General features: G+C 75.4%; 23 protein-coding genes. 12 read left to right on the top strand and 11 right to left on the bottom strand.

Features of this window, described 5'->3' with window-relative positions:
- Positions 1–91: 91 nt before the first annotated feature.
- Positions 92–1,543, bottom strand: coding sequence for a S8 family serine peptidase (locus ACN265_RS10395; RefSeq protein WP_421407104.1), 1,452 nt, complete (start codon positions 1,541–1,543; stop codon positions 92–94).
- Positions 1,544–1,758: 215 nt separating this feature from the next.
- Here ACN265_RS10395 and ACN265_RS10390 point away from each other — a divergent pair, with 215 nt between their 5' ends.
- From ACN265_RS10390 to ACN265_RS10370, 5 genes are all read left to right on the top strand, one after another.
- The gene (locus ACN265_RS10390; protein WP_421407103.1) at positions 1,759–3,291 is read left to right on the top strand and encodes a hypothetical protein; all 1,533 of its coding nucleotides are present in this window, start codon (positions 1,759–1,761) and stop codon (positions 3,289–3,291) included.
- Positions 3,292–3,430: 139 nt separating this feature from the next.
- The gene (locus ACN265_RS10385; protein ID WP_421407102.1) at positions 3,431–5,122 is read left to right on the top strand and encodes a S8 family serine peptidase; all 1,692 of its coding nucleotides are present in this window, start codon (positions 3,431–3,433) and stop codon (positions 5,120–5,122) included.
- A complete protein-coding gene (locus ACN265_RS10380) occupies positions 5,119–6,336 on the top strand; it encodes a S8 family serine peptidase (protein ID WP_421407101.1) in 1,218 nt (405 codons plus the stop codon). The genes ACN265_RS10385 and ACN265_RS10380 overlap by 4 nt, the downstream gene beginning before the upstream one ends.
- Positions 6,337–6,404: 68 nt before the next feature.
- Positions 6,405–6,617 (top strand): type II CAAX prenyl endopeptidase Rce1 family protein, encoded by a 213-nt coding sequence (locus tag ACN265_RS10375; protein WP_421407099.1) that lies wholly within the window; start codon positions 6,405–6,407, stop codon positions 6,615–6,617.
- 47 nt (positions 6,618–6,664) lie between these two features.
- Entirely contained in the window at positions 6,665–7,609 is a 945-nt protein-coding gene (locus ACN265_RS10370) for an acyltransferase domain-containing protein (protein ID WP_420117357.1), read from the top strand.
- Here the strand turns inward: ACN265_RS10370 and ACN265_RS10365 are convergent.
- Entirely contained in the window at positions 7,606–8,112 is a 507-nt protein-coding gene (locus tag ACN265_RS10365; protein ID WP_420117358.1) for a MarR family winged helix-turn-helix transcriptional regulator, read from the bottom strand. The genes ACN265_RS10370 and ACN265_RS10365 overlap by 4 nt on opposite strands.
- A gap of 31 nt (positions 8,113–8,143) precedes the next feature.
- Between ACN265_RS10365 and ACN265_RS10360 the strand changes: the two genes are divergently transcribed.
- A complete protein-coding gene (locus ACN265_RS10360) occupies positions 8,144–9,214 on the top strand; it encodes a GNAT family N-acetyltransferase (protein ID WP_420117359.1) in 1,071 nt (356 codons plus the stop codon).
- A 54-nt stretch (positions 9,215–9,268) separates the two neighbouring features.
- Here the strand turns inward: ACN265_RS10360 and ACN265_RS10355 are convergent, their stop codons facing one another.
- The 5 genes from ACN265_RS10355 to atzF all read right to left on the bottom strand — a co-directional run bounded on the left by ACN265_RS10355 (position 9,269) and on the right by atzF (position 14,708).
- Complete coding sequence (locus tag ACN265_RS10355; protein ID WP_204923329.1) at positions 9,269–9,673, bottom strand: AtzH-like domain-containing protein; 405 nt, start codon at positions 9,671–9,673, stop codon at positions 9,269–9,271.
- 93 nt (positions 9,674–9,766) lie between these two features.
- A complete protein-coding gene (locus ACN265_RS10350) occupies positions 9,767–11,428 on the bottom strand; it encodes a regulator (RefSeq protein ID WP_421407096.1) in 1,662 nt (553 codons plus the stop codon).
- 12 nt (positions 11,429–11,440) lie between these two features.
- Entirely contained in the window at positions 11,441–12,139 is a 699-nt protein-coding gene (locus tag ACN265_RS10345; protein ID WP_363655797.1) for a cysteine hydrolase family protein, read from the bottom strand.
- Positions 12,140–12,142: 3 nt separating this feature from the next.
- On the bottom strand, positions 12,143–12,832 hold the full coding sequence (locus tag ACN265_RS10340) for a cysteine hydrolase family protein (RefSeq protein WP_363655795.1): 690 nt from the start codon (positions 12,830–12,832) through the stop codon (positions 12,143–12,145).
- 31 nt (positions 12,833–12,863) lie between these two features.
- Positions 12,864–14,708: an allophanate hydrolase gene (gene atzF / locus ACN265_RS10335; RefSeq protein ID WP_421407093.1), complete on the bottom strand. Its 1,845-nt coding sequence runs from the start codon at positions 14,706–14,708 to the stop codon at positions 12,864–12,866.
- A gap of 209 nt (positions 14,709–14,917) precedes the next feature.
- Here atzF and ACN265_RS10330 point away from each other — a divergent pair, with 209 nt between their 5' ends.
- From ACN265_RS10330 to ACN265_RS10320, 3 genes are all read left to right on the top strand, one after another.
- Positions 14,918–15,382 (top strand): TetR/AcrR family transcriptional regulator, encoded by a 465-nt coding sequence (locus ACN265_RS10330; protein WP_421407092.1) that lies wholly within the window; start codon positions 14,918–14,920, stop codon positions 15,380–15,382.
- A gap of 89 nt (positions 15,383–15,471) precedes the next feature.
- Positions 15,472–15,825: a hypothetical protein gene (locus tag ACN265_RS10325; protein ID WP_204923338.1), complete on the top strand. Its 354-nt coding sequence runs from the start codon at positions 15,472–15,474 to the stop codon at positions 15,823–15,825.
- The gene (locus tag ACN265_RS10320; RefSeq protein ID WP_421407090.1) at positions 15,822–16,910 is read left to right on the top strand and encodes an alpha/beta hydrolase family protein; all 1,089 of its coding nucleotides are present in this window, start codon (positions 15,822–15,824) and stop codon (positions 16,908–16,910) included. Before ACN265_RS10325 ends, ACN265_RS10320 begins: the two co-directional genes overlap by 4 nt.
- A gap of 86 nt (positions 16,911–16,996) precedes the next feature.
- Here the strand turns inward: ACN265_RS10320 and ACN265_RS10315 are convergent, their stop codons facing one another.
- The 4 genes from ACN265_RS10315 to ACN265_RS10300 form a co-directional block, all read right to left on the bottom strand.
- On the bottom strand, positions 16,997–17,662 hold the full coding sequence (locus ACN265_RS10315) for a GntR family transcriptional regulator (RefSeq protein ID WP_204923341.1): 666 nt from the start codon (positions 17,660–17,662) through the stop codon (positions 16,997–16,999).
- Between the two features lie 101 nt (positions 17,663–17,763).
- Positions 17,764–18,867: a Gfo/Idh/MocA family protein gene (locus ACN265_RS10310; protein WP_421407088.1), complete on the bottom strand. Its 1,104-nt coding sequence runs from the start codon at positions 18,865–18,867 to the stop codon at positions 17,764–17,766.
- Positions 18,837–19,547 (bottom strand): ThuA domain-containing protein, encoded by a 711-nt coding sequence (locus tag ACN265_RS10305; RefSeq protein ID WP_421407087.1) that lies wholly within the window; start codon positions 19,545–19,547, stop codon positions 18,837–18,839. Before ACN265_RS10305 ends, ACN265_RS10310 begins: the two co-directional genes overlap by 31 nt.
- Positions 19,548–19,706: 159 nt before the next feature.
- A complete protein-coding gene (locus ACN265_RS10300; RefSeq protein ID WP_420117366.1) occupies positions 19,707–20,309 on the bottom strand; it encodes a TetR/AcrR family transcriptional regulator in 603 nt (200 codons plus the stop codon).
- A gap of 74 nt (positions 20,310–20,383) precedes the next feature.
- Between ACN265_RS10300 and ACN265_RS10295 the strand changes: the two genes are divergently transcribed.
- The 3 genes from ACN265_RS10295 (at position 20,384) to ACN265_RS10285 (ending at position 23,374) form a co-directional block, all read left to right on the top strand.
- Positions 20,384–21,493: an FAD-dependent monooxygenase gene (locus tag ACN265_RS10295; RefSeq protein ID WP_421407086.1), complete on the top strand. Its 1,110-nt coding sequence runs from the start codon at positions 20,384–20,386 to the stop codon at positions 21,491–21,493.
- Between the two features lie 82 nt (positions 21,494–21,575).
- On the top strand, positions 21,576–22,706 hold the full coding sequence (locus ACN265_RS10290) for a sensor histidine kinase (protein WP_421407084.1): 1,131 nt from the start codon (positions 21,576–21,578) through the stop codon (positions 22,704–22,706).
- A gap of 65 nt (positions 22,707–22,771) precedes the next feature.
- Positions 22,772–23,374: a response regulator gene (locus ACN265_RS10285; RefSeq protein ID WP_204923596.1), complete on the top strand. Its 603-nt coding sequence runs from the start codon at positions 22,772–22,774 to the stop codon at positions 23,372–23,374.
- Positions 23,375–23,509: the final 135 nt, after the last annotated feature.

Genomic DNA, 23,509 nt, shown 5'->3' with positions numbered 1-23,509 from the left:
CGGCCGTGCGGCGGGCCCCCTGTCGGGCGGTCACGCGGCGGGGGCTGGTCGGGCCGGTGGAGGGCAGGGCCGGTGGGGCGGCGGGGGCGGGTCAGCGTCGTCGGCGGCGGCGCAGGCCGACGGTGAGGGCGACCAGCGTGAGGATCGCCGCCAGCACGGTGATCGCGCCGGCCGGGCTCCGCCGCTGCACGGTGGTGGCGACTCCGGCCGGGGTGGCGTTCACCGCCGCCGCTGGATTGATCATGCCCCAGCCGTGCCACGGGTCGGGCCCGGCCGCCGGTGACGCCGCCCCGTCGGCCGTGGCCGTGACCCGGGCCGCCGCCTCGACCGCGTCCAACCGGGGTGCGCTGGAGCGGACCAGGGCGACCAGCCCGGCGACGAACCCCACGGCGTAGTCCGTACCGGTGCCCTGCACCTCGCCCGAGCCGATCCCGAGACCCACCACGTCCACGCCCGGCGCCACCACGTCGACCTCCCCCGGCCGGTGCACCTCCGCCAGCCGGTCGTCCGGGCCCACCGCGCCGACCCGCAGCACCCCCGGCGGCAGGGCGGCACCCTTCGCCGCCGTCGCCGGGCGGGCCGCCACCACCACGGTGGTGCCCCGGGTGACCGCCGCGCGCAGCGCCGTGACCACCCGTTTGTCGGTGGTGTCCACCGATCCGCCGACCACCGCCACCCCGGCCCCGGCCGTGGTCGCCACCCGCAGCGCGGCCACCAGTTCGGTCGGCTCCGCCGTCCCGGCGGCCATGCCGACCCGGACCGGCAGGACGGTGGCCTCGGGGGCGAGACCGACGAAACCGGTGCCCCGCTGCCGCGCGGCGGCGACGATCCCGGCCAGCGCGGTGCCGTGCCCGGTGCAGTCCCGGTCCCCCCGGGCGTCGCCGCCGGCCCCGGCGTCCGCACCGGGACGGACCCGACCGGCGAGGGCCGGCGGGGTGGCGTCCACTCCGGAGTCGATGACCGCGACCGTGACCCCCGCGCCCCGGCCCCGGGTCCAGGCCACCTCCGGGGTCAGCCGCAGCTGCGCCCAGGGCACCCCGCCGATCCGCCGCTTCGGCGCCACCGTGCAGACCAGGGCGCTGGTCGGCGCGGCGCTCGGCCGGGGGCGGGGCGTCGCCGCCGGGCGGGCCGGGGTGAAGGCCGGCAGCGGGCCGTAGCTGACGCCCGCGCCGACGGCGTCCCAGGGCAGCACCAGGACCCAGCCCGGACGCAGCACGGCGGGGTCGGTGACCGCGATGCCGTCCGGTTGGACCCGTCCCTTGTTCAGGGCGAAGATCTCCGGGTACCGCTGCGCGTCGCCGAGGACCCGCAACGCGACCTCCCAGAGGTGCTCGACCCGGCCCTGCTCCGCGCCGACCACCAGGTACTTCACGAAGCCGTTCGGCGCGGTGCCCGGCCGGGCCGGCGCGCCGGCCGGGGGCGAGGGCACGGGGGCGGCCGTAGCCGGTGCCGCCACGGCCACCGTCGACGCCGGGACGGCGAGCCCACCGAGCAGCAGGGCGACCAGCGGGCGGGACCAGCGGGCCCGGTGGCGTCCGGTCACCGGAATCGGGCGGGACAGCGCTACCTCCCAGCGTCGTCGTGGCCCGCCCAGGCTACGGCCTTGCCCGTACCGGCCCCGGATCCGGTCGATTGCGATTCGGCCAACCGGACGGGGGACGGACGGCGAAGCCGTACTGAACAGATCGCCGGTCGCCGCCGTTGTAGGCAGCGGCCGGGGAAGGGCTGTACCCCGGTGGAGGATCAAGGAGGCTGACCGTGCGATTCCCGACCACCACCGGCACCGGGCGACCGGTGACCCGACGGGTCACCCTCCGGTCGAGGCGGCGCGGCATCGTCGTCACGACGGCGGCGGTCCTGGCCGCCCTCCTGCTCGCCGCCGCCCACGCCGCGGGAACGGTGCCCGACCGGGAGTCCGTCCACCCGGCACCGTCGCACGCGGGGTCGGTCGCGACGGCGTCCGCCGCCGCGACGCCGCCTGCCACGCACTCCGCCGACGCGACGCCGGCCGGACGGTACTACGTGGTGGGGCCGCCGGTGGGCGGTCAGCGGGAGTACCTCTACCAGATCGCGGCCACCACCCTCGGCGACGGCAACCGGTACCGGGAGGTCTTCGAGCTGAACCGGGGCCGCCGCCAGCCCGACGGCGGACGGTTGACCGATCCGGCCGAACTGCGCCCCGGCTGGGTGCTGGCGCTGCCCCCGGACGCGCGGGGGCCGGGTGTGCGCATCGGCCCGCTGCCCCCGCCCGGCGCGGACGCCACCCCACCGGCCACGGCCGACCCGGGGCACACCGGTCAACTGGTCGTGCTGGCCGGACTCGCCGCCGTCGCCCTGCTCGTCGCCACCCTGCTGCGCCGGCCGCCCCGACGCCGGCGTGCCCTGCCCGGCCGTCCCGTCCGGCTCGCCCTGGCCGCAGGCGGCCCGGCACCGTCTCCCCGGCATCCGCCGGCCGGAGCCGCCCCCTGCGTCGGCGTCGCCCCGCCGGCCGAGGCTGACCCGACCGTCGGAGCCGCCCCGCCGGCCGGAGCCGACCCGAGCGCCGGAGCCGACCCGACCGTCGACGGTGCCCCCACTGCGGTCCCGGCCGGAACGCCGGAACCGGCACGACCGTCCCCCGTGGACCGGCCCGCCCCGGGGCACGGCGTCGATGTCACCGACGTGAGCCCGGTGCCGGACGTCGACGGCGACCTCGACACCGAGGTGGCCTCGCCCGCCGGCACCCTGGTGGTCCGGGTGCCCGGGGTGGCGGCGGGCGGCGGGCGGCCGCACCACGCCTGGCAGATCCCGGCGCAACCCCGACCGTCGATGCGGCTCCCGGTCCGGCTCGGCCACCGGCGGGGCTGGGCGCTCTGGGTCGACCTGGCCGGCACCTCGGACGTCTTCACGGTCACCGGCCCGGTCGAGGCCGCCCGGCAGCGGGCCCGGACGATCGCCGAGCAGGTGCACACCGCCGGGCACACGGTCACCGTGATCGGTGACCTGTTCGGCTCCGACCTGCCCGACGGTTGGGTCCGCCGGGCGGCCTTCCCCACCGGGGAGGCGGACCTGCCCGCCGGCACCGGGGTGCTGTGCAGCGCCGCCCTGTCCGGCCCCGAGCTGGCCTTCGCCCGCCGGATCGCCGCCCTGACCGGGCACCGGCTGGTGCCGATCGTCGTCGGCCGGGCGTTGCGGGCCCGCTGGTCGGTGACCGTCCGGCCGGACGCCCCCGCCGGGCCCGAACTCGTCGCCGCCGCCCCGGCCGGCGCGGCGCACGGCGGCAGGCTCCCCGCCGGGGACGGCGCACCGTGACCGGCGGCGGGTTTCCCGACGGCCGGGGTGAACCGTGACCGGCGGTGCGCCGTTGTGGTCCCGGGGTGCCACGTCGGCCGACCCCGCCGGGCCGGGGCACTCCACCGGCCGATGCCCGCTGGTGACGAGGAGACGGTGGATGAGCCGGTTGCTGGTGTCCTGGACCCGGTCGGTGGGTTGCCTCGTGGCGACCTGCGCGCTGGTGCTCGCCCTGCCCACCCCGGTCCGGGCGGCCCCACCGCCACCGCCCCCGACGTACGTGAAGTACTACCCGGTGTCCGACGGATCCGGGGACCCGGTGACGGACCTGACCGGGGTGGCCGCCCGGTTCCTGGCCGATCCCGACCGGGCCGACGAGGTCTACCGGCTCAACGAGGGACGCCGGCAACCCGACGGCGGGGCCCTGACCGCCGTCGGGCAGCGGCTGTCCCCCGGGTGGCTGCTGGTGCTGCCGTGGGACGCCTCCGGTGACGAGGTCCGCTACGGCCTGCTGCCGGCGACCATCCCGACGGCGAAGCCGGCCCGGCCCGCCGCCGGCGCGGGCGGTGCGGGCTGTGTCGCCGGCACCTCCGGCGACGGCGGCTCCCCGTGGACGGACCCGGAGCTGTCCCCGGCGCGCGCCTGGCCGCACAGCACGGGTGCCGGGGCGCTGGTGGCGGTGGTCGACTCCGGCATCGACGGGGAACTGGCCGCCCTGGCCGGGCGGGTCGCCCCCGGATCGGACGTCATCACCGGCAAGGCCCGCGCCGACACCGACTGCCTGGGCACCGGCACCGCGATGGCGAGTGTGATCGCGGCGGCCTCCGGCACCGGGTCACCCGCGCCACCGGTGGTCGGCGTCGCTCCGGAGGCCGCGGTCCTGCCGGTACGGATCGTCGCCGGTGCCACCGACGCCGATCCGCAGCGGACGGCCCTCGGCATCGAGGTCGCCGTCTCGGCCGGGGCGACGGTGGTGGCCCTGGGCGGGTACGCGAAACTCACCGATCCCGCCGTGACCGAGGCCGTCCGGGTGGCTGTGGCGCACGACGTGGTGGTGGTCGCCCCTGCCGCCACGGCCGACGGTACCCCGGCACCGGCCCAGGAGGGGCTGCTCCGGGTCGCCGGGGTCGGCCCCGACCACCGGCCCGTCCTGGCGTACCCGGCCGGTGGGGTCGACGTGACCGCGCCCGGCCGGGACGTTCCGACGCTCGGCGTCGGAGGCACCACGCCGCAGAACCGCACCGGCACCGAGTACGCCGTCGCCTACGTCGCCGGTGTCGCCGCGCTGGTCCGCACGGCGCTGCCCGGGGCGGACGCCGTCCAGGTGGCCCGCCGGATCACCGCCACCGCCGCCCCGGGCAGCCGGTCGAGCCCGAGCCCCGAGAACGGCTGGGGCATGGTCGACCCGCTGGCGGCGGTCAGCACCGGCCCGGACGCGGCGGCGCCGTCGCGTACCGACTCCGCCGTCTGGCCCGCGCTGGTGGCCGCCGGGCTCGGTTTCCTCCTGCTCGCCGTGGTGGGGGTGTTCGCCCGGCGGGCCCGACGGCTCACCCACCGCGCAACGGTCACCACCGGGCCCGCGACACCGACGTCCCTCCCGCCCGCGTCCACGCCGGACGACCCGGCGGCACCGCAGGTCACGGCGGCACGCCCCGATCCCGTAGGACGCTCCGAGCCGGCGGAACCGCAGGACACGGCGGCACCGCAGGACACGGCGGCACCGCACCCGGTCGCCGCCGCACCCGGGTCGGCCGCACCGGCGGTACCCCCCGGGCCGGCGTGGCCGTCGGAGCCGGACGGGCCGGCGGCACCGGGTGGACCGGCGACGGCGACGCGGGGTGCGCTGCCGTGACCGGTCGGGTCGGCCGGGGTCGCGCCGGGGTCGTCGGAATGCTGGTCAGCCTCGGGGTTCTCGTCGCCCCGCCGGCCGGTTCCGCCGCAGCCGGGGAGCCCCCTGCGCTGCCGGCGACGGCGGGACGCTGTGTCGGGCCGTCGCCGGTGACGGTCCGGGAGGCACCGTGGGCGCTGCGCCTGCTCGCCCCGCAGACCAGCTGGCCGTTGACCCGGGGGGCCGGGGTGGTGGTCGCCGTCGTGGACACCGGGGTGAGCGCCGCCGCGCCCGCCCTGGCCGGGGCGGTACGCCCGGGTGCCGATGTCACCGGCGGGCGGGCCGACAGCGACTGCGCGGGGCGGGGCACCGCCCTGGCCGGCATCGTCGCGGCCCGTCCGGCCGGCGACGGGGGGCCGACCGGGATCGCCCCGGACGCCGAGATCCTGCCGGTGCGGATCACCGACGCGAACCGACGGATCAGCCCGGCCCGGCTCGCCGCCGGCATCCGGCTCGCCACCACCGCCGGAGCGGACGTGATCCTGGTGGCCGCCGGGGTCACCTCGGCGACGCCGGAGCTGGCCGACGCCGTACGGGCCGCGGTCGCCCGGGACATCCTGGTGGTCGCCGCCGTCACCGACCGGGGTGGGGAGAACGGTGGGGACCCTCCGGTCGGCTATCCGGCCGGGTTCCCCACGGTGCTGGCGGTGAACGCGGTCGGTGTCGACGGGGCGGCCGGTCCGGTGGCGGCCGATGCGGGTACCGACCTGGCCGCCCCGGGGGCCGGGCTCGGCATCGCCCCGCGCGGGTCCGGCCACTACCGGGTCGGCGGTGCGCCGGTCGCCGCCGCGTACGTCGCGGGGGTCGCCGCGTTGGTCCGGGCGTACCATCCGGAGTTGTCCCAGGCCGAGGTGCGCGCCCGGTTGGAGCGGACCGCGATCCCGGCACCGGGTGGTGGGCCGACCCCGGGGGTCGGCGGTGGAACCCTCGACGCGTACGCGGCGGTCGCCGCGCTCGCGCCCCGGCAGGGCGACCCGCCGGTGCCGGTCGCGGCCGGGCCGCTCGTCGTGCCGACCGCTGCGGGCCCGTCGCGGGCCGCCCGGGTGGCCGGCCTGACCGTCCTCGGCGCGCTCGTGGTGGCCCTGCTCGTCGCCGCCGCCACGCTCACCCGGGCAGGCCGGACGCGACGTCGGGGAGGAAGGGGCACTGTGGCCGATCTGCCGGGGCAGCACCGCTGACGCCTGCCGACGCTCGGGGGTGCCCGACCGGCTCCCCCGGCCGTCCTGGTGGCGACTGGAACCCGGTGGTGGCCGGTGCCGGTCGCCCGGGTCGGCAGACAACCGTCACGGTCACCGGCTGGCTGGTCTGCTTCGTCGTGGTCGGTCCGGTCGTCGAGGAGCTGTGCTTGCGGGGCGTACTCCTGCACCGCCTGCCCACCACCCGGCCGGCGGTCGCCGGTGCCGTGCTGGTCAACCTGGTGGCCTTCGTGGTACGCGCGGTGGAGGCGGTGCACCGCTGACCTCCCGGCGGGCCGTGCAGCGGGGCGGCGGCCGGTAGGATCGGCCGGTGGACCTGGATGTCGTGGCCGCCCGGCTCGGGGTGCCCGTCGAGGAGGTCGAGCGGGTGCACCGGCTCGCCGGTGACCGGCCGTCGGCCCCGCTGCCCGCCCGCGCCGACGCGCCCGCGCTCCTCGACCGGCTGGCGGTACGACCGGACGACGCCGCCGAGATCATGGCCGGCTGGCCGGACCACGACTCTCCCCTGTGGACGCCGGAGCTGCGCTGGCTGCTCGACCGCTCGACCGCCCTGGTCCGCGCCGACCTCGGCGGGCACGAGTGGCTGTCGCCCGGCCCGGAGCTGCCCCGCGACCGGGGTCCCGCCTGGCGGCACCTCTACGTGTACGCCTACCTCGCCCTGGTCGACGTGGTCCGCGGATTCCACCGCGAGCACGGCGTCGCCGGGTCCGTCACCTGGGCGACCCTCGCCGACCTGGGTCGTAACCTGGCGATCGACAGGCGGATGCACGGCGAGGGCTGGCCGGTCATGCAGAGCTGGCTGACCCTGCACACCCGGGGCAGCCTCTACGAGCTGGGCCGGCTCCAGCACGAGCGGGCCGGCACCGCCATCGGCCTGCACGTGCCCGACGCGGGGCCGATGAGCCCGGAGGCGGTCGACGCGTCGCTCGACGAGGCCCGCGAGTTCTTTCCCCGGCACTTCCCCGACGAGCACCGCACCACGTTCTCCTGCGGCTCCTGGCTGCTCGACCCGCAGTTGCGCGACTACCTGCCCGAGGATTCCAACATCATCCGGTTCCAGCGCCGGTTCGAGTTGCTCCCCTACGTCCCGGCCGACGGGCCGGACGCCGACGTCGAGGTGCGGCGGTTCGCCTTCCGTACGCTCAGCACGCCGCTCGACCAACTGCCCCGGCGGACCGTGCTGCAACGCGCGATCATCGACCACCTGGCGGCCGGCGGCCACTGGCACTGGCGACACGGGCGGTTCCCGCTCTAGGGTCGGCCCGCTCCTGCCGGCGGTGGCCCGGCGGGGTCGTCGTCGGCTGGGGGCTGCGCCAGCCGGCCGGCGATCCGTTCCAGAGCGACGAGGTCCTGCGGGGCGAGCCGGTCGACGAGGTGCCGCCGCACCGACTCGACGTGGACCGGTGCGGCGTCGCGCAGGGCGGCCATCCCCGGCCCGGTCAGCACGAGCAGGCAACCGCGCCCGTCGGCCGGGTCGGGTGCGCGGCGCAGCAGTCCGCGCGCTTCCATCCGGCTGGCGTGCCGGGACAGCCGGCTGCGTGACCAGCCCATCTTGTCGGCCTGCACGCCGAGGGTGCTGGTCTGCGCGGGCTGTTCCGACAGGGTGCTCAGCACCTCGTAGTCGGCCTCGGACAGGCCGATCGCCGCCAGGTCGTGCGCGGTGCCGGCCTGGACGGCGACCATCACGCGTCGCAGGGCCCGCCAGGCCCGTTCCTCGGCGGGCGTCAGCCACCGCACCGACCCCGACTTTGTTGACATGTAATCAATCTAGCATCTAGCCTTCGTTTCCATGTCAACGAAACCGCTCCGTGTCCTCGCGCTGACCTGCGCCACCCGTCCCGGCGCGCTCGGTCCCGCCGTGAGCCGGTGGCTGCTCGACGCGGTCACCCCCCGGGCTGCGGCACTCGACGTCGAGGTGGTCCCGGTGGCGCTCGGCGACCTGGACCTGCCGTTCCTCGACGAGGAGGAATCCCCGTCGTCGGGCGTCCACCGGCACGACCACACCCGCCGCTGGAGCGCGACAGTCGACGCGGCGGACGGTTTCATCGCCGTCACCCCGGAGTACAACCACGGGATGCCGGCGACGCTGAAGAACGCGCTGGACTACCTCGCCGTCGAGTGGGCGTGGAAGCCGATCGGTTTCGTCAGCTACGGCCACACCTCGGCCGGCACCCGCGCCGTCGAACACGCCAAGCAGGTGGTGACCGCCCTGCGCATGGTCCCGACGGGCACCACGGTCGCCGTCCGCATCGGCGACGCCGTCCGCGACGGCCGGCTGCGGTCCGAAGCCGACCGCGACGCGGCCGGTGCCGCCCTGCTGGACGAGGTGGTCCGGCTCGCCCACGCCCTGCGACCGATGCGCGAACGCGACCGGGCCACCCCCGGCCCGCTACCCGGCTCCTACGCCCGACGACTCACCGGCGACGACGCGCCCGAGGTGACCGTGCTGCAACGGTGCTGCTGGACGGAGGAGGCGCTGGTCAACGAGACCCTGGCCATCCCGCCGCTGCACGAGTCGGTGCCGGAGGTGCGCCAGTGGCTGGCGGACTGGCACACCACCGGCCTCTGGCGCGACGGACGGCTGCTGGGCATGGTGCGTACCCGCACCGACGGCACCGACTGCCACCTGGGACGACTCGCCGTCGTACCCGACCTGCGCGGTCGGGGGGTGGGGCGGTGGCTGTTGCGGGCCGCCGAGGTCGCCGCCGGACCGGGGTGTCGCCGCATCGAGCTGTTCACCGGGGCCAGGAGTCTGCGCAACATCGCCCTCTACCAGAGCGTCGGCTACCGGCCGGTGTCACCGGCCGGCCCGGACGGCACCGTCCGCCTGGCGAAGCACCTGCCCGGCACCGGACGCTGACCGGCCGGCACGGTCGACTCGGCCTGCCACAGGTCGCATCAGGCCACGCCGGGCTCAGGTCGGTGGGTCGCTGCCGGTCGGTGCGCCGGCCGGCTCGGAGACGTGCGCGGTGACGATCCGCCAGCCGACGGGCAGGCGTACCCAGGTCTGGGTCTGCCGACCGGTGGCGGCAGCGCCGGGGTAGCCGAACCGGGTGGTCACCACCGCGAGGTCCGGGCCGAACGTGGTGACCACCGGATCGACCAGCCGGCGGCCGGGCGGCAGCGCCGGTTGGGCGGCCCGCCACGTGCGCTGTTCGTCCCAGCCGTACTGGTGGTCGGCGAGGCCGAACCGCACGGTCCGGTCGGACTGCCAGAAGTAGCCGCAGATCCGGTCCGCGTCGCCGTCGACCAGCGCCTGTTCGTAGCCGGCGAAGGCCGCCGTCACCTCGGCGACCACCTCCGCCCGGTCGATCTCCATGTGGTGCGTCCCTTTCCGCCGTCGGATGGCCGGCCGGTGGACCCGGTCGGTGGTCGGGGTGGGGGTCACCGGCCACCGACCGGGCCGGTCGGCTCAGCCGTTGACCGCCGACGCCGGCCGGGTGCCGTCGGGCGGACCATCCGGGGCGGCGACGGTGGCCGGGGCGGTGGCGACGGCCGGTGCGGACGGTTCGTGCCGGCGGTCCAGTTCGGCCTCGTCCGGGTCGGGGACGCGGGGCGCGGGCCGGCCCAGCGCGAAGACCGCGCAGATCGCCGCGACGAAGAGGTAGCCGAGCGCCACCGGACCGTTGGCGTTCCACTCGATCTTCTCACCGTGGATCAGCCCGACGAACGACAGCACCGCACCGACCCCGGCGAAGACCGCCGCCCGGACGAACCGCTTGTCGATGATGAAGACCACCACCGCGCCGAGCACCAGGCCGGCGAGGATCGCCCCCTGGCCGAGCACGAGCAGCCCGTCGTAGACCACCCCGGCGCCGTTGAGCGCCTCGTCGCCCACCGTGGCGGCGGTGGTGCCGGCCGCCGCCAGGGTGTTGTCGATCTGGCTGGTGGCCCAGGCCGCGATGTTCGGGATGAGCGCGGCGACCACGGCGGCGGCGTGCGCCCTCGGCGTCGCCTGGAATGCCTGGGCACCGATCAGCAGCCCGATGTACAGCAGGATCGGCACGATGGCCGCCGTCGGGAAGATCGTCGCGAGCAGGCCGAACATGCCCAGGAAACACAGCACCGCGATCACCACGCCGGTCGCCATCGAGTAGCCGGTGCGACCACCGGCCGCCTTCCAGCCCGGGTGTCCGACGTAGACGGCGGGCGGGAACGGCGAACCGAGGGCCGCGCCGATCACCGCGCCCGCCCCGTCGGCGAGCAGGACGCTGCGCAGGTTGTAGTGGTCACCGGCGGTCGCCGCGCTCTCCACGTTGGACATGCCCTCGGTGAAGTTGTAGACCCCGAGCGGGATCGCCGTGGCCAGCAGCGGCGCCATGTCGCCGAGACCGGTGAGCAGCAGGTCCAGCTTGAACGAGGGTACGGCGACCGCGACGTCCCGGGCGGCGGCGGTGACGTCCGGTACCGACATCGCCCCACCGGCCCAGCCGATCGCCGTGCCGACCAGCAGCGCGGCGAGCCCGATCGGGAACTGGAAGGGCAGCTTCACGTCGGTGAGCAGACCGATCAGCAGCAGCGCGAACACCGGCAACGCCACCCACGCCGTACGCCACATCTGCCCGGCCGGGTTCATCGAGATGAAGGTGACGGAGATCCCGGCCAGGGTGCCGAGCAGGGCGGCCCGGGGCGCGTACCGACGGATGTACGGGCCGACGAACGCGCCGACCAGCACGATCACGCCGATGATGAAGGCCCACGCCAGGCCGGCCTCCCAGGCCCGTACCGGGTCCCTGGTGCGCAGGTAGATCGGCAGCATGATGACGAAGATGACGATGAACATGTGCGGCACGCTCGGCCCGTACGGCAGGGCGGTCACGTCGGTGCGCTGTTCCCGGCGGGCCAGCCGCCGCGCCAGCAGGGTGTAGTAGACGTTCCCGGCCACCAGGGCGATGCCCAGCGCCGGCAGGATCGTGCCGAACACCTCCCCCTCGGGGAGGTTCACCACGGCGACGCAGAGCCCGGTCAGGGTGAGCACGTTGACCAGGACGTTGACGCCGAAACCGAAGAACGCGTTGGTGTCGCCGCGTACCCAGAACGGGAGGGCGACGACGGTGGGCTTGGTGGGGACCATGGCTGCTCCCGGTCAGGAGGAGGGGTGCGACACGGAGGGGGTGGCGAGCGCGGCGCGTACCTGTGGGGAGTCGGCGACCCACCCGAAGATCCCGCCCTGGGCGGCGATCATGTCGAGTCCGACCCGGTGGAACTCGGGGAAGTACGACCCGACGCAGTCGGCGAGCACGAGGCACTCGTACCCCCGGTCGTTGGCCTCCCGGACGGTGGTGTGCACGCACACCTCGGTGGTGACCCCGGTGACCAGGAGGCTGCGCACCCCCCGCGCGCGCAGCAGGGCGTCCAGGTCGGTGGCGTGGAAGGCGCCCTTGCCGGGCTTGTCGACGACCGGCTCGCCGGGCAGCGGCGTCAGCTCGTCGATGATGTCGTGGCCGTGCTCGCCCCGGACGAGGATGCGACCGTTGGGGCCCGGGTCGCCGATGCGCCGGCTCGGCGCGCCCCGGTGCAGCTTGGCCGGCGGGCAGTCGGACAGGTCGGGCAGGTGCCCCTCACGGGTGTGCACGACGGTGAGGCCGGCGGCGCGGACGTCGGCCAGCAGCGCCGCCAGCGGCGCGATGGTCCGGCGGAGCTGACCGACGTCGTTGCCCAGGCTCTCCCCGAAGCCGCCTGGCTCCAGGAAGTCGCGCTGCATGTCGATGACCAGCAGCGCCGTGCTGGCCGGCTCGAAGGAGTACGGGGTGGGCCGCGCGGCGGCGACTGTCGACACGGGCATTGCTCACTTCACCGTGGCGGCGATGACGTCGTCGGCGGTGGCGACGCAGCCGAAGACACCGCCCTGCATGGTCACCATGTGCAGGGCCGCGTCGTGGTTGCCCTTGTCGGTCGCGCCCGTGCAGTCGGACAGGATCAGGCACTCGAAGCCCCGGTCGTTGGCCTCCCGCATGGTGGTGTGCACGCAGACGTCGGTGGTGATGCCGGTGAGGATCAGGTGGGTGATGCCCCGGGTCCGCAGCACCAGGTCGAGGTTGGTGGCGTAGAACGCGCCCTTGCCCGGCTTGTCGACGATCACCTCGCCGGCCGCCGGGGCGACCTCCGGCACGATCTCCCAGCCGGGTTCGCCCCGGACCAGGATTCGCCCGGCCGGTCCGGCGGCGCCGATCTCGGCACCGATGCGGGCCGAGCGCCAACGCTTGTTCGCCGGCAGGTCGGACAGATCCGGTTGGTGGCCCTCCCGGGTGTGTACGACCAGCATCCCCAGCGACCGGGCGTGCGTCAGCAGCCGGGCGGTGGCCGGCAGTCCGGCCCGGGTCAGTCCGATGTCGTAGCCCATCGCGTCGACGTAGCCGCCCGGCCCGCAGAAGTCGGTCTGCCAGTCGATGCAGAGCAATGCCGTCCGTGTGGTGTCCACCGTGCCGTCGTACGGCCACGGGTAGGGGTTGGCCGGTACCGGCCCGATGCTGCCCATCCTCGCTCCCTGTCGTCGTCGAAGTTTCGGATCACCGTCGGGCGGCACGCCGCCAGGCCCGCCAGCCACCGGTGGCGCTGATGTCCTCGACCTGCGGCCCCACCGCGTACGCCTCGCAGAGGAAGCCGAGCACGTCCCGCCCGTCGTGCAGCCGGACCCAGCCGAGGGAGAGCGGGGCCGGCACCCCGGCCAGCAACGCGCCGACGGCGGACGTGGGCAGCCGCCACAGCTCGATGTCGATCGGTAGGCCCGGTGGGTCGGTCGGGGCGGCCCGGACCAGGCCGGGCAGTCCCTCGTCGTCGGGGGTGTCCATCCGGTAGAGCCGGTAGAGCGGCGCGGTCCGGGCCGCGCCGACCAGGGTGGCCCCGTGCCCGGTCAGTTCACCGTTGCGGGACTCGCCGGCCAGGTGCCGCCCCACCACGGCGATCAGCAGCTCCGCCGGGGCGGGACCCGGCACCGGGCCACCGCCCGGCACCGCAGCCGCAACGGTGCCCGTCCCGGCCGGGTGGGCGTCCACCGGGGTGGGTTCGGTGGCCGTGGTGAGGGCGGCGGCGAGCCGGGCCAGGGTGAGGTCGCTGAACGCCGGGCCGATCAGGGTCAGGCTGGCCGGCCGCCCGCCTTCGGTGAACCCGTTGGGCACGGTCACCGCGGCCAGGTCGAGCAGGTTGGCGAACTGGGTGTAGCGGCCGAGCACGGCGTTGCGGCCGATGGGGTCCTCGGCGATCTCGTCGAGGGTGAACGTGGTGCCGACGGTGGGTACCACCAGCACGTCGATCTCCTGCCACCGCCGGTCCACCCGGGCCCGCAGCTCGCGGAGCCGGTGCTGGCCCCGGAAGGCGTCGACCGCGTCGTAGCGTCGACCGGTCTCCAGCACGGCCCGGGTGACCGGGAGGACCGACCCGGGATGCGCCCGCACGAAGTCGCCAAGCGCGACGAGCCGCTCGGCCACCCAGGGCCCCTGGTAGAGCAGGTCCCCCGCCGCGAAGTAGTCGTCCAGCGGCACCGGCAGCGCGTCGGCGACCAGCGCGCTCAACCGCCGTACGCCGACGGCGAACCGGTCGGCCTGCCCGTCGTCGCCGAAGAAGTCGAGGTCCTCCGGCCGGGGCACCCCGAGGCGCAGCGTCGCCGGCACGTCGGCGCTCGCCCGTCGCGCCGGCAGGGCACGGCCCCACGGGTCGGCGGGCGAGACGCCCCGGGCGGCGTGCAGCACGTCGACCGCGCCCGCGACGTCGGTGGTGAACACCGACACGCAGTCCAGCGAACGGCAGGCCGGCACCACCCCGGCGGTGCTGAGCAGACCCCGGGTGGGCTTGAGCCCGACGATGCCGTTCAGCGCCGCCGGGACCCGGCCGGAGCCGGCGGTGTCCGTACCCAGGGCGAAGCTGACCTGGCCGGCGGCGACCGCGACGGCCGACCCGGAGCTGGAGCCGCCGGAGACGAGACCGCCGCCGAAGACGCTCTCACCGCTGCCGTACGGCGAGCGGGAGCCGGTCAGGCCGGTGGCGAACTGGTCGAGGTTGGTCTTGCCGACGAGCAGGGCACCGGCGTCGCGCAGTCGGCGCACCACGGGCGCATCCTCGGCGGCCCGGTACCCGAAGTCGGGGCAGCCGGCCGTGGTGACCATTCCGGCGACGTCGATGTTGTCCTTGACCGCGAAGGGGATGCCGTACAGCGGGAGCGCGGCGGGATCGTGGCGGCGGGTCAGTTCCTCCGCGCAGGCCCGCAGCTCGGCGGCCGGGACGGTGCTGATCCAGACCGGTCCCCCGTCCCGCCCGGCGAGTCCGGCCAGGACGTGTTCGACCTGGTCGACGGGGGTGGTCGCACCGCTGCGGTAGGCCGACCGTAGTTCCGGGACGGTGCCGATGCGCTCTGACATACTGTCGATTGTCGACTGTCTTGTTACGAGCGACGGTCCGCGTCGTAACGACGCCATGACGGCCCGCAGGCCGGACCACCGACCGGTGACCGGCCCACCGGCTCCTTCCGGCAGCCGTCCACCTCGCGATGCCCATGGCGCGCTCGGCCCACCGAGATAAGGAACGATTGTTCTTGACCGCTCGTTCCTCAATCGTTAGCGTTCTCGGCATGGGCCGCCCGAGGGGTTTCGACGAAGAAGTCGTGACGGCCGCGGCGGCGGAGCTGTTCGCTGGCCGGGCCTACGACGGGGTGTCCGTCGACGACCTCGTCCAACAGTTGGGAGTGCACCGCAACAGTTTGTACAAGACCTTCGGCAGTAAGCGGGGGCTGTATCTCGCCGCGCTGCGGTGGCACCTCGATCACCGGCTCCCGCCGCTGACCGAGCAGCTCGCCGCCGGCGCGGAGGTCGCCGACGACCCCGCACTCGATCTGCTGTTGTTGGCGGCGGTCGAGCGCGCTCCCCGCGACGTCGAGGTGGCCGCCCTCGTGACCAAGGCGTGGCAGGCGCTGGATCAGGCCCTGCAGCGGACACCGACGAACGACACCGACAGCATCCGCTCGACCGCGTTGAACGCCCTGCTGGGTGAGCGGCTGCGGGCTCGGGCCGCTGCGGCGACGACCGACCCTTCGTAGCCCCGCCCTCCCCCGCCCGGCGCTGCCCACGCCGGTGCCCCACCATGCCCTGCGGCCGGTGCCGCCGGGCCCACGAAAGGACCGTTGACATGGCCAGCGTCCGCATCGACGGCGACGATCTCGTCGTGGAGATCGAGGGAATGGACAGGTTGTGGTCGCTCAAGAGCCGTCTGGTGATCCCGTTGGCGAACGTCCGCGGTGCCACCGCCGATCCGGGTATCGCCGCCGAACCCAAGGGCCTTCGGGCACCGGGAACGAGCCTGCCCGGCGTGATCACGGCCGGCACCTTCCATCAGGACGGTGAGCGCGTCTTCTGGAACATCCGTGACGGTGCCCGCGCCGTCGTCATCGAACTCGCCGACGAGCACTATGCCCGCCTGGTCGTGGAGGTCGTCGACCCGGCCGCCACGGTCGCCCTGATCGAGCAGGTGGTCCTGCGATGATCCCGTTCGACCGGATGCCGCACACCGCCCGGCGGATCGCATGGAGAGCCGCGGTCGGCGCCGTCGTGGTCGGGAGCATCGCCGTGGGGGCCCTTCCCGCCGCCGCCGTGCGCTCCGCGGTGGGCGTGCTCGCCACGGACCGCGAGATCACCTTCACTGTGGACGGCACCGTCACGTACGGCACCCTGCACATCCCCGTTCACCGCCGGCGGCAGCAGATGCCGGCCGTGTTGTTGCTGCCGGGCAGCGGCCCCACCGACCGCAACGGCGACCAGCCGCCCGCGCTCACCCCACACACCCTGGCCAAACTCGCCGAGGCGCTGGGGCGCGACGGAGCCGTCAGCCTGCGCTTCGACAAGTACGGCACGGGCCGGACCGGGCTGGGCGCCTACGCCGGGAATCCCGAGACGATCGACTACCCTGCCTTCGTCCGCCAAGCCGATGCCGCGTACCGGCTACTCGCCGACCAGCCCGAGGTCGACCCGCGAGCGGTACGGCTGATCGGGCACAGCGAAGGTGCACTGACGGCACTGCAGGTCGCAGTCACCGCCGAATCCCGTGCAGCCGGAGTCGGGCTGTTGCAACCCCTGGCCCAGCGGTTCCTCGACGTGCTCGCCAGGCAACTGCACGACCAACTCGCCGCCGCCGTCGCCGCAGGTCAGATGAGCCGGCAGGAGCAACGCACCGTCGGACGCGCCGTCGACCGGGCCGTCGCCGATCTCCGGGCGCACCGCCCACCGGACACCACGGGCATGCCGCCCGCCCTCGCCGCGCTCTTCCAGGCCCTCGGCGGCCCCAACCGGCGCTACGTGGAGACCATCGACGCCCTCGACCCCGCGTCGGTCGCACTCCGGCTGCCGCCTCGGACCCCTGCCCTGCTCACCTGCGGAACGGTCGACCAGCAGATCCCGTGCCACACGACCACACGGCTGGCAACGGCGCTGGAGCGGGCGCACACCCGCGGGCCCGGCCGGATCGTGCTGTTCGACGTGGCGCACGATCTGACCGACCCCGCGAACCCGGAGGTACTCGCCCCGGCGACACTCGACGCACTGCACCGGTTCATGCGGCATGGCACCAGATAGACGCGGCCACGCTCACGCTGCCCGGTGTGACGGACCTGCCGGTCACCCTCGACCGACCACGTGCCCGACCACCAGCACGACGGAACCTAGCCGAGGTACGAGCGCGCGCCGTGCGCGGAGAGCACGGCGAGCACCTCCTCCGGGTCTCCCCCGGCGACCGCCTCGAACAACCGCTCGTGCCGGTGCACGCCGTCGAGCGGCTGGGCCAGCTCCGCCTCACGGCGCAGGTTGATCGCCATGTAGAGCTGCAACTTCACCAGGATCGAGTCGTACACATCGGACAGCTTCCGGTTACCGGCGAGCGCCACCAGTGCGACGTGGAACGCCCGGTGCGCCTGCGCGACCAGCATCCGGTCGCCGTGCCGTACCGCCTCGCGCATCTGCTCCAACGCCGCCCGCAGGCCGGCCAGGTCGCCGTCGCGGCCCACCGGGATGCCGGCCCGCACCGCGAACCGCTCCAGCACGTCGCGCAGCTCGTAGAGTTCCCGCACGTCGCGGTCGGAGAGGGTGGCCACCCGGACGCCCCGCCGGGGCACGTGCTCCACCAGCCCCTGTTGGGCGAGCAACCGCAGCGCCTCCCGCAGCGGTGCCCGGCTGATCCCCAACCGCCGGGTCAGTTGCTCCTCCACCAGGCGTTCGCCCGGGTCGCTCCGGCCGCTGAGGATCTCCTGGGTCAGCCGGGTGACGGCCAACTCCACCAGGCTGACACTCTCCAGCTCACCATCCATCGGCGATGCGGCCACGTCGTTCACTCCGCTGAGTCTGCCATCTGTCACCTGACGGTCGGCGCGGCGCGTCCCCCGCCCGGGGGATGCCGCGCCGGCCGGCCCGGAACCGCCGGCTGCCGCCCCGCTCAGCGTCCCTGCCAGTCCTCGGCCTCGGTGAGCGGCACGGGGTGGGGTCGCCGCACCGTCGTGTCCAGCGTGATCCGCCGGCCCTCGGCCGCCGACCGCAGCAGCCCGGTCATCGTGTCGAGGACGTGCAACGCCAGGTCACCGCCCGCCCGGGGGGCCCGGGTGGCGTCGGCCCGGACCGCGTCGATCAGCCCGAGGCCCCGGGCACCGGCCCGGTAACCCGCCGACGGGGCGAGCACCTGCCAGCCGTCGCCGCCGAGCGGGCACAGCCGGACCTCGCCGTCGAAGTAGTTCGGGTCGGGTACGGCGAGGGTGCCGGTCTCCCCGTGCACCTCGATCGGCGCGGCCGTCGTGGTCACCCCGTCGAAGCTGGTGGTGATGGTGGACAGCACGCCGCTGTCGTGTTCGAGCACGCCCGACACGTGGGTGTCCACCAGGACGCGGACGCGCTGGCCGAGGCGCGGGCCGTTGCCGATGACCCGTTCCGGGCGCAGCCGGCTGGCCGTACCGGTCACCGCGCGCACCGGACCGAGCAGGTGGATCAGCGCCGAGAGGTAGTAGGGGCCCATGTCCAGCAACGGGCCGCCGCCCGGGGCGTAGTAGAAGTCGGGGTGGGGGTGCCAGCGCTCGTGTCCGGGGGTGACCATGACGGCCGAGGCGGCCAGCGGACGCCCGATCAGTCCGCCGTCGATCGCCGCGCGGGCCGTCTGGGTGCCGGTGCCCAGGACGGTGTCGGGCGCGCAGCCCACCCGTACCCCGGCTGCGGCGGCCCGGTCGAGGACCGTACGGCCCTGCGGCAGCTCCACGGCGAGCGGCTTCTCGACGTACACGTGCTTGCCGGCGTCGATCGCGGCGAGCGAGACCTCCACGTGGGCGGCGGGGATGGTGAGGTTGAGCACCGTCTGCACGTCGGGATGGTCGAGCAGGCCCGCGACGCTCGTCGCCTCGGCGTCGGGGAGGGTCGCGGCGGCCGCGGCCGACCGGTCGGCGTCGAGGTCGGCCACCGCGACGATGCGCAGCTCGGGATGGTGGGCCAGGGTGTCCAGATAGGCGCGGGAGATGACCCCGAGCCCTACGACGCCGACGCGGTGCGGGTCGCCCACAGCATGCCCCTCTCGATGACGGTCCGCACGGACGGGTGCTCCAGCACGTCGAGGCTGTGCCCGGGGGTCGTCACGACGACCCGGCCGGCGCCCCAGCGCCGGGTCCAGATCGCCGGCGAGGTGACCGGCCGGTGCCAGGGGTGCCAGTCCCGGGTGGGGTGGACGGTGGTGGCCAGGACGTCGACCAGGTCGTCGTGCAGCACCCAGTACTGCTCGGTGACCAGCTCGAAGTCGGCGATCCCGGCGGTGATCGGATGCTGGCGGCCGAGGTCGGTGACCGTCACCGTGTGCGGCAGGAAGTTGTCCTCCTCGCCGCCGCGCCGCTCGCAGGGCTCCCGCCCCGGGTGGGTCGCGAACTGGCCGCCCACCAGGTGCAGGTAGTCCGACGAGGCGCGGAACGCGTCCACGATGCCGCCGTGCCAGCCGGTCAGGCCCGTACCGGCGACGACCGCCGCGCGCAGCCCCGCCACCTGTTCGGCGGTGATCTCGGCCATCGTCATGCACTGCACGACGAGGTCGGTGCCGGCCATCGCGTCGGCGTCGGCGTAGACCTCGGTGGACTCCTCGATGCGTACGGAGTAGCCGTTGTCCTCGAGGAACGGCAGGAACAACTCCGTCGCCCGGATCGGCTGGTGCCCCTCCCAGCCGCCGCGAACCACCAGTGCTCTGCGCTGCGTCACGCTCGCTCCCTCCACGGTCGACCGTCGGTCGGCCGGCGCCGTGCCGCCGGCGGGCGTGCCGGCCGGGCACTGGAAACCGTACCCGGATCCGCCGACACGATCGGCCCACGCGGATCGCGGCACCGCCGACGGACCGGCCCCCGGTGGGTGGGATGCGGCTCAGGACCGGGGCGTCCACGGGCGCAGGGCGACCTCGGTGGCCTGCTGGAGGGACGCCCGGATCGCGGCCGGGTCGGCGCGCCGTCGCGGGTCCTCCAGGAGCGTGGTCAGGGCGGCGGTGGCCGCGCCGACGAACGCGCCGACCAGGGCGGCGGCGCTGACCTCGTCGAGGCGGTCGGGATAGGCGGCGGCGAGGTGCCGGGCGATCTCGCGTTGACTCTCCCACTGCAGTTGCAGGGCGCGACCCCGGACGGCGGGCACCTCCATGGTCAGCCGGATCCGCAGCGCGGCGAGGGGACCGGTCATGTCCCCGCTCTCGTCGTTCGCCTGCCGCAGCGCGCGCAACAGCACCTCGGCCGGTTCCTCGTCCGGCGACCGGCCGGCGATGGCGTCGACCGCGACGCGCACCCGACGGTCGGCCTCCGGGAAGAGCAGATCCTCCTTGCTCGGGAAGTAACTGAAGAAGGTGCGGGTGCCGATGTCGGCGGCGGCGGCGATCTCGGCGATGGTGGTCGCCTCGTAGCCCTGGCGTCCGAACAGGTCGACGGCGGCGTCGACGAGCGCCTGCCGGGTGCGGGCCCGTTTGCGGTCGCGGAGGGACATCGGCACACCTTAGCGCACCGAGCGCAAATCCGCACTCATTGCATTTCTGCACTGAGTGCGGAAAAGTTCGGATCATGCGTACCGTACTCATCTCCGGGGCCGGCGTGGCCGGCCCGACCCTCGCCTACTGGCTGGCCCGCGCGGGGTGGCGGCCCACGGTGGTCGAGCGCGCGGCCGGGCAGCGCTCCAGCGGCAACCCGGTCGACGTCCGCGGACCGGCCCTGCCCGTGGTCGAACAGATGGGTCTGGTGGGTGCCCTGCGGGCGGCGGCCACCCACGCCACCGGGCTGCGGATCGTCGACCGGGCGGGCCGGCCGGGTCGCCGCATCGCGATGCCCGCCACCCGCAGCCCGGCCGGCACGGCGGAGATCGAGGTGCCCCGCGCCGACCTCGCCCGCATCCTGCACGACGCGGCCCGCGACGACGCCGAGTTCCGGTACGACGACACCGTCACCCGACTCGACCAGGACCCCGACGGGGTGGACGTCACCTTCGCCACCGGCCCGCCCCGCCGGTTCGACCTGGTCGTCGGCGCGGACGGGCTGCACTCGACGGTCCGCCGGCTCGCCTTCGGCCCGGAGCGTGACGTCGTCCGCCACCTCGGCCTCTACGTGGCCACCACACTGCTCGGCGAGGCACCGGAGCACCCCCACGACGTCCTGCTGCACAACACACCGGGCCGGCTCGTCGCGATCCACCCGGTCCGGGGCGAGGCGGGGGTCGCCTTCATCTTCCGGCACCCCGCCGTCGTCGACTTCGACCACACCGACGCGGCCCGGCACCGGCAGATCCTCACCGACGCGTACGCCCGGGAACGTGGCTGGCGGATCCCCGAGTTGCTGGCCCGGGCCCGGCAGGCGGACGACCTCTACTTCGACGCGGTCACCCGGGTGGTGCTGCCGTGCTGGTCCAGGGGGCGGGTCACGTTGCTCGGCGACGCGGCGGCCTCGGTGTCGTTGTTCGGCGACGGGTCGAGCCTGGCCATCGCCGGGGCCCGGACCCTGGCCGCCGCCCTCGCCGGGCACGAACCCGCCGCCGCCCTGCGCCGCTACGAGGCCGAGCACCGTCGACGCACCGATCGTCGCGGGCGGTCCACCGGCCTCGTGGCGTCGGTGCTGGTCCCGAGGAGTCGCCCGGGCATCGCCGTCCGCAACGCGCTCGCCCGGGTGCTGCCGGCCGGCTGACCCCGGGAGGGCACCGCGACGACGCTGCCCACCCGCGCCGCCGGGGCACCGGACGGACGCCCGCCGCCCGTACGATTTCCCCGTGCGCGAGCTGCTGCGATCCTGGTGGCGTGAGCCCCGCCCGGCGCGCCCTGCGCCGCACGGGTGGCGCGACGGGGCGCTGGTCGCCCTGCTCGCGGCGGCGGCGCTGGTGGAGGGGCTCGCCCGGTGGGGCAGCCTGCCGCAGCCGGCGGCCGTGCCGGTCCTGATCGGTGTCGGTCTCGCCCCGGTCCTGCTGTGGCGGCGGAGCCGCCCGCTGCTCGTGGCCCTCGTCGCCTTCCCGGTCTGCGCCGTGGGCGAGGTCATCGTCGGTGGCGACCTCGGCCTGCACACGCTTGCCTACCTGCTGCTGGCGGTGTTCGCGCTGACCCGCTGGGGGTCGGGGCGGGAGGCCGGATTCGGTGCGATCCTCGTCGCCGCGAAGATCACCTGGTCGACCGTGGTCGGCCACCTCGGCCCGGACGACGCCCTGGGCGGGGCCGGGGTGGTCGCGGCGGCGCTCGCGGTCGGGGCGGCGCTGCGCTGGCGGGACCGGGCCCGACGGCGGGAGGTCGAGCAGGTGACGCTGCGCGAGCGGGAACGGCTGGCCCGCGACCTGCACGACACGGTCGCCCACCACGTGTCCGCGATAGCCGTCCGGGCCCAGGCCGGGCTCGCCCTGCTGGAGACCCGACCCTCGGCCGCCGCCGACGCGTTACGGCTGATCGAGACGGAGGCGAGCCAGGCCCTGACCGAGATGCGCACCCTGGTGCGGGCCCTGCGCCGCGACGAGCCGGCCGACCGGGAGCCGAGCCCCCGCATCGCCGACCTGCGGCAGCTGGCGGACCGGACCGGTGACGGTCCGGCCGTCGAGGTGGACCTGGTCGGCGACCTGGACGGCCTGCCGGCCCCGGTGGCGGCCACGATCTGCCGGCTGGCCCGGGAGTCGGTCACCAACGCCCGCCGGCACGCCCGGGACGCGACCCGGATCACCGTCCGGGTGGTGGCCGACGAGGACACGGTGCGGCTGCGGGTCAACGACGACGGCGTCGGCCCGCCGGCACCCCGACGTGACGGCTACGGGCTGGTCGGGATGCGGGAACGGGCCCACCTGCTCGGCGGCTCGCTCGACGCCGGCCCCGACCGGGACCACGGGTGGACGGTCACCGCCGCGCTGCCCCGGGCCGTGGCGTGAACGGCGGGACCCGGGTACGGGTGCTCGTGGCCGACGACCAGGAGATCGTCCGGACCGGGCTGGCGATGATCCTCGCCGCGCAGCCCGACGTCGAGGTGGTCGGCGAGGCGGCCACCGGGCAGCGGGCGGTCGAGCTGGCCCGGCGGCTGCGCCCCGACGTGTGCCTGTTCGACATCCGGATGCCCGGCGTGGACGGAATCGAGGCGACCCGGCTGCTGGCCGGTCCGGGGGTCGCGGACCCGATGGCGGTGGTGGTCATCACGACGTTCGACCTGGACGAGTACGTCTACGCCGCGCTGCGCGCCGGGGCCCGGGGCTTCCTGCTCAAGGACTGCGGCCCGGCCCTGCTCACCCAGGCCGTCCACGCGGCGGCCGCCGGGGACGCGCTGATCGCGCCGCAGGTCACCACCCGGCTGCTCCGGGCGTTCGCCGACGCCGGCCCGGCCACCCCGCCCCGCCAGCCGGTCGACCGGCTCACCGACCGGGAGGAGCAGGTGCTGGGGGCGGTGGCCCGGGGACGCACCAACACCGAGATCTCCGCCGAGCTGCACATCACGCTGAGCACGGTCAAGACGCACGTCGCCAGCCTGATGGCGAAGCTGGGGGCCCGTAACCGGGTCGAGGTCGCGATGTGGGCGTACGAGACCGACCGGCTGCGCGGCGGCTGAGCCGCGCGGAGCCGGTCGCGGCCGGCTCCGTCGCTCGTGGACGGGCCGCCGAAAGTACGGTCGGCGACCCCGACCATCGGCCGGTCCGACGGCGGCCCGTGGACCGATGAGCCGCCCGGGTCCCGGTCGCCATGC

The organism is Micromonospora sp. WMMD730 (assembly GCF_049178955.1).
GTDB lineage: Bacteria > Actinomycetota > Actinomycetes > Mycobacteriales > Micromonosporaceae > Micromonospora > Micromonospora wenchangensis.
The sequence above is the reverse complement of the archived record's forward strand: the minus strand, read 5'-3'. Positions and strand labels throughout refer to the sequence as shown.

Excerpts from the sequence above, each read along its gene's own strand:
- ACN265_RS10385 (WP_421407102.1), top strand. The coding sequence starts at position 3,431 with ATGAGCCGGTTGCTGGTGTCCTGGACCCGGTCGGTGGGTTGCCTCGTG.
- ACN265_RS10365 (WP_420117358.1), bottom strand. The coding sequence starts at position 8,112 with ATGTCAACAAAGTCGGGGTCGGTGCGGTGGCTGACGCCCGCCGAGGAA.
- ACN265_RS10360 (WP_420117359.1), top strand. The coding sequence starts at position 8,144 with ATGTCAACGAAACCGCTCCGTGTCCTCGCGCTGACCTGCGCCACCCGT.
- ACN265_RS10355 (WP_204923329.1), bottom strand. The coding sequence starts at position 9,673 with ATGGAGATCGACCGGGCGGAGGTGGTCGCCGAGGTGACGGCGGCCTTC.
- ACN265_RS10350 (WP_421407096.1), bottom strand. The coding sequence starts at position 11,428 with ATGGTCCCCACCAAGCCCACCGTCGTCGCCCTCCCGTTCTGGGTACGC.
- ACN265_RS10345 (WP_363655797.1), bottom strand. The coding sequence starts at position 12,139 with ATGCCCGTGTCGACAGTCGCCGCCGCGCGGCCCACCCCGTACTCCTTC.
- ACN265_RS10340 (WP_363655795.1), bottom strand. The coding sequence starts at position 12,832 with ATGGGCAGCATCGGGCCGGTACCGGCCAACCCCTACCCGTGGCCGTAC.
- atzF (WP_421407093.1), bottom strand. The coding sequence starts at position 14,708 with ATGTCAGAGCGCATCGGCACCGTCCCGGAACTACGGTCGGCCTACCGC.
- ACN265_RS10330 (WP_421407092.1), top strand. The coding sequence starts at position 14,918 with ATGGGCCGCCCGAGGGGTTTCGACGAAGAAGTCGTGACGGCCGCGGCG.
- ACN265_RS10325 (WP_204923338.1), top strand. The coding sequence starts at position 15,472 with ATGGCCAGCGTCCGCATCGACGGCGACGATCTCGTCGTGGAGATCGAG.
- ACN265_RS10320 (WP_421407090.1), top strand. The coding sequence starts at position 15,822 with ATGATCCCGTTCGACCGGATGCCGCACACCGCCCGGCGGATCGCATGG.
- ACN265_RS10300 (WP_420117366.1), bottom strand. The coding sequence starts at position 20,309 with ATGTCCCTCCGCGACCGCAAACGGGCCCGCACCCGGCAGGCGCTCGTC.
- ACN265_RS10295 (WP_421407086.1), top strand. The coding sequence starts at position 20,384 with ATGCGTACCGTACTCATCTCCGGGGCCGGCGTGGCCGGCCCGACCCTC.
- ACN265_RS10285 (WP_204923596.1), top strand. The coding sequence starts at position 22,772 with ATGATCCTCGCCGCGCAGCCCGACGTCGAGGTGGTCGGCGAGGCGGCC.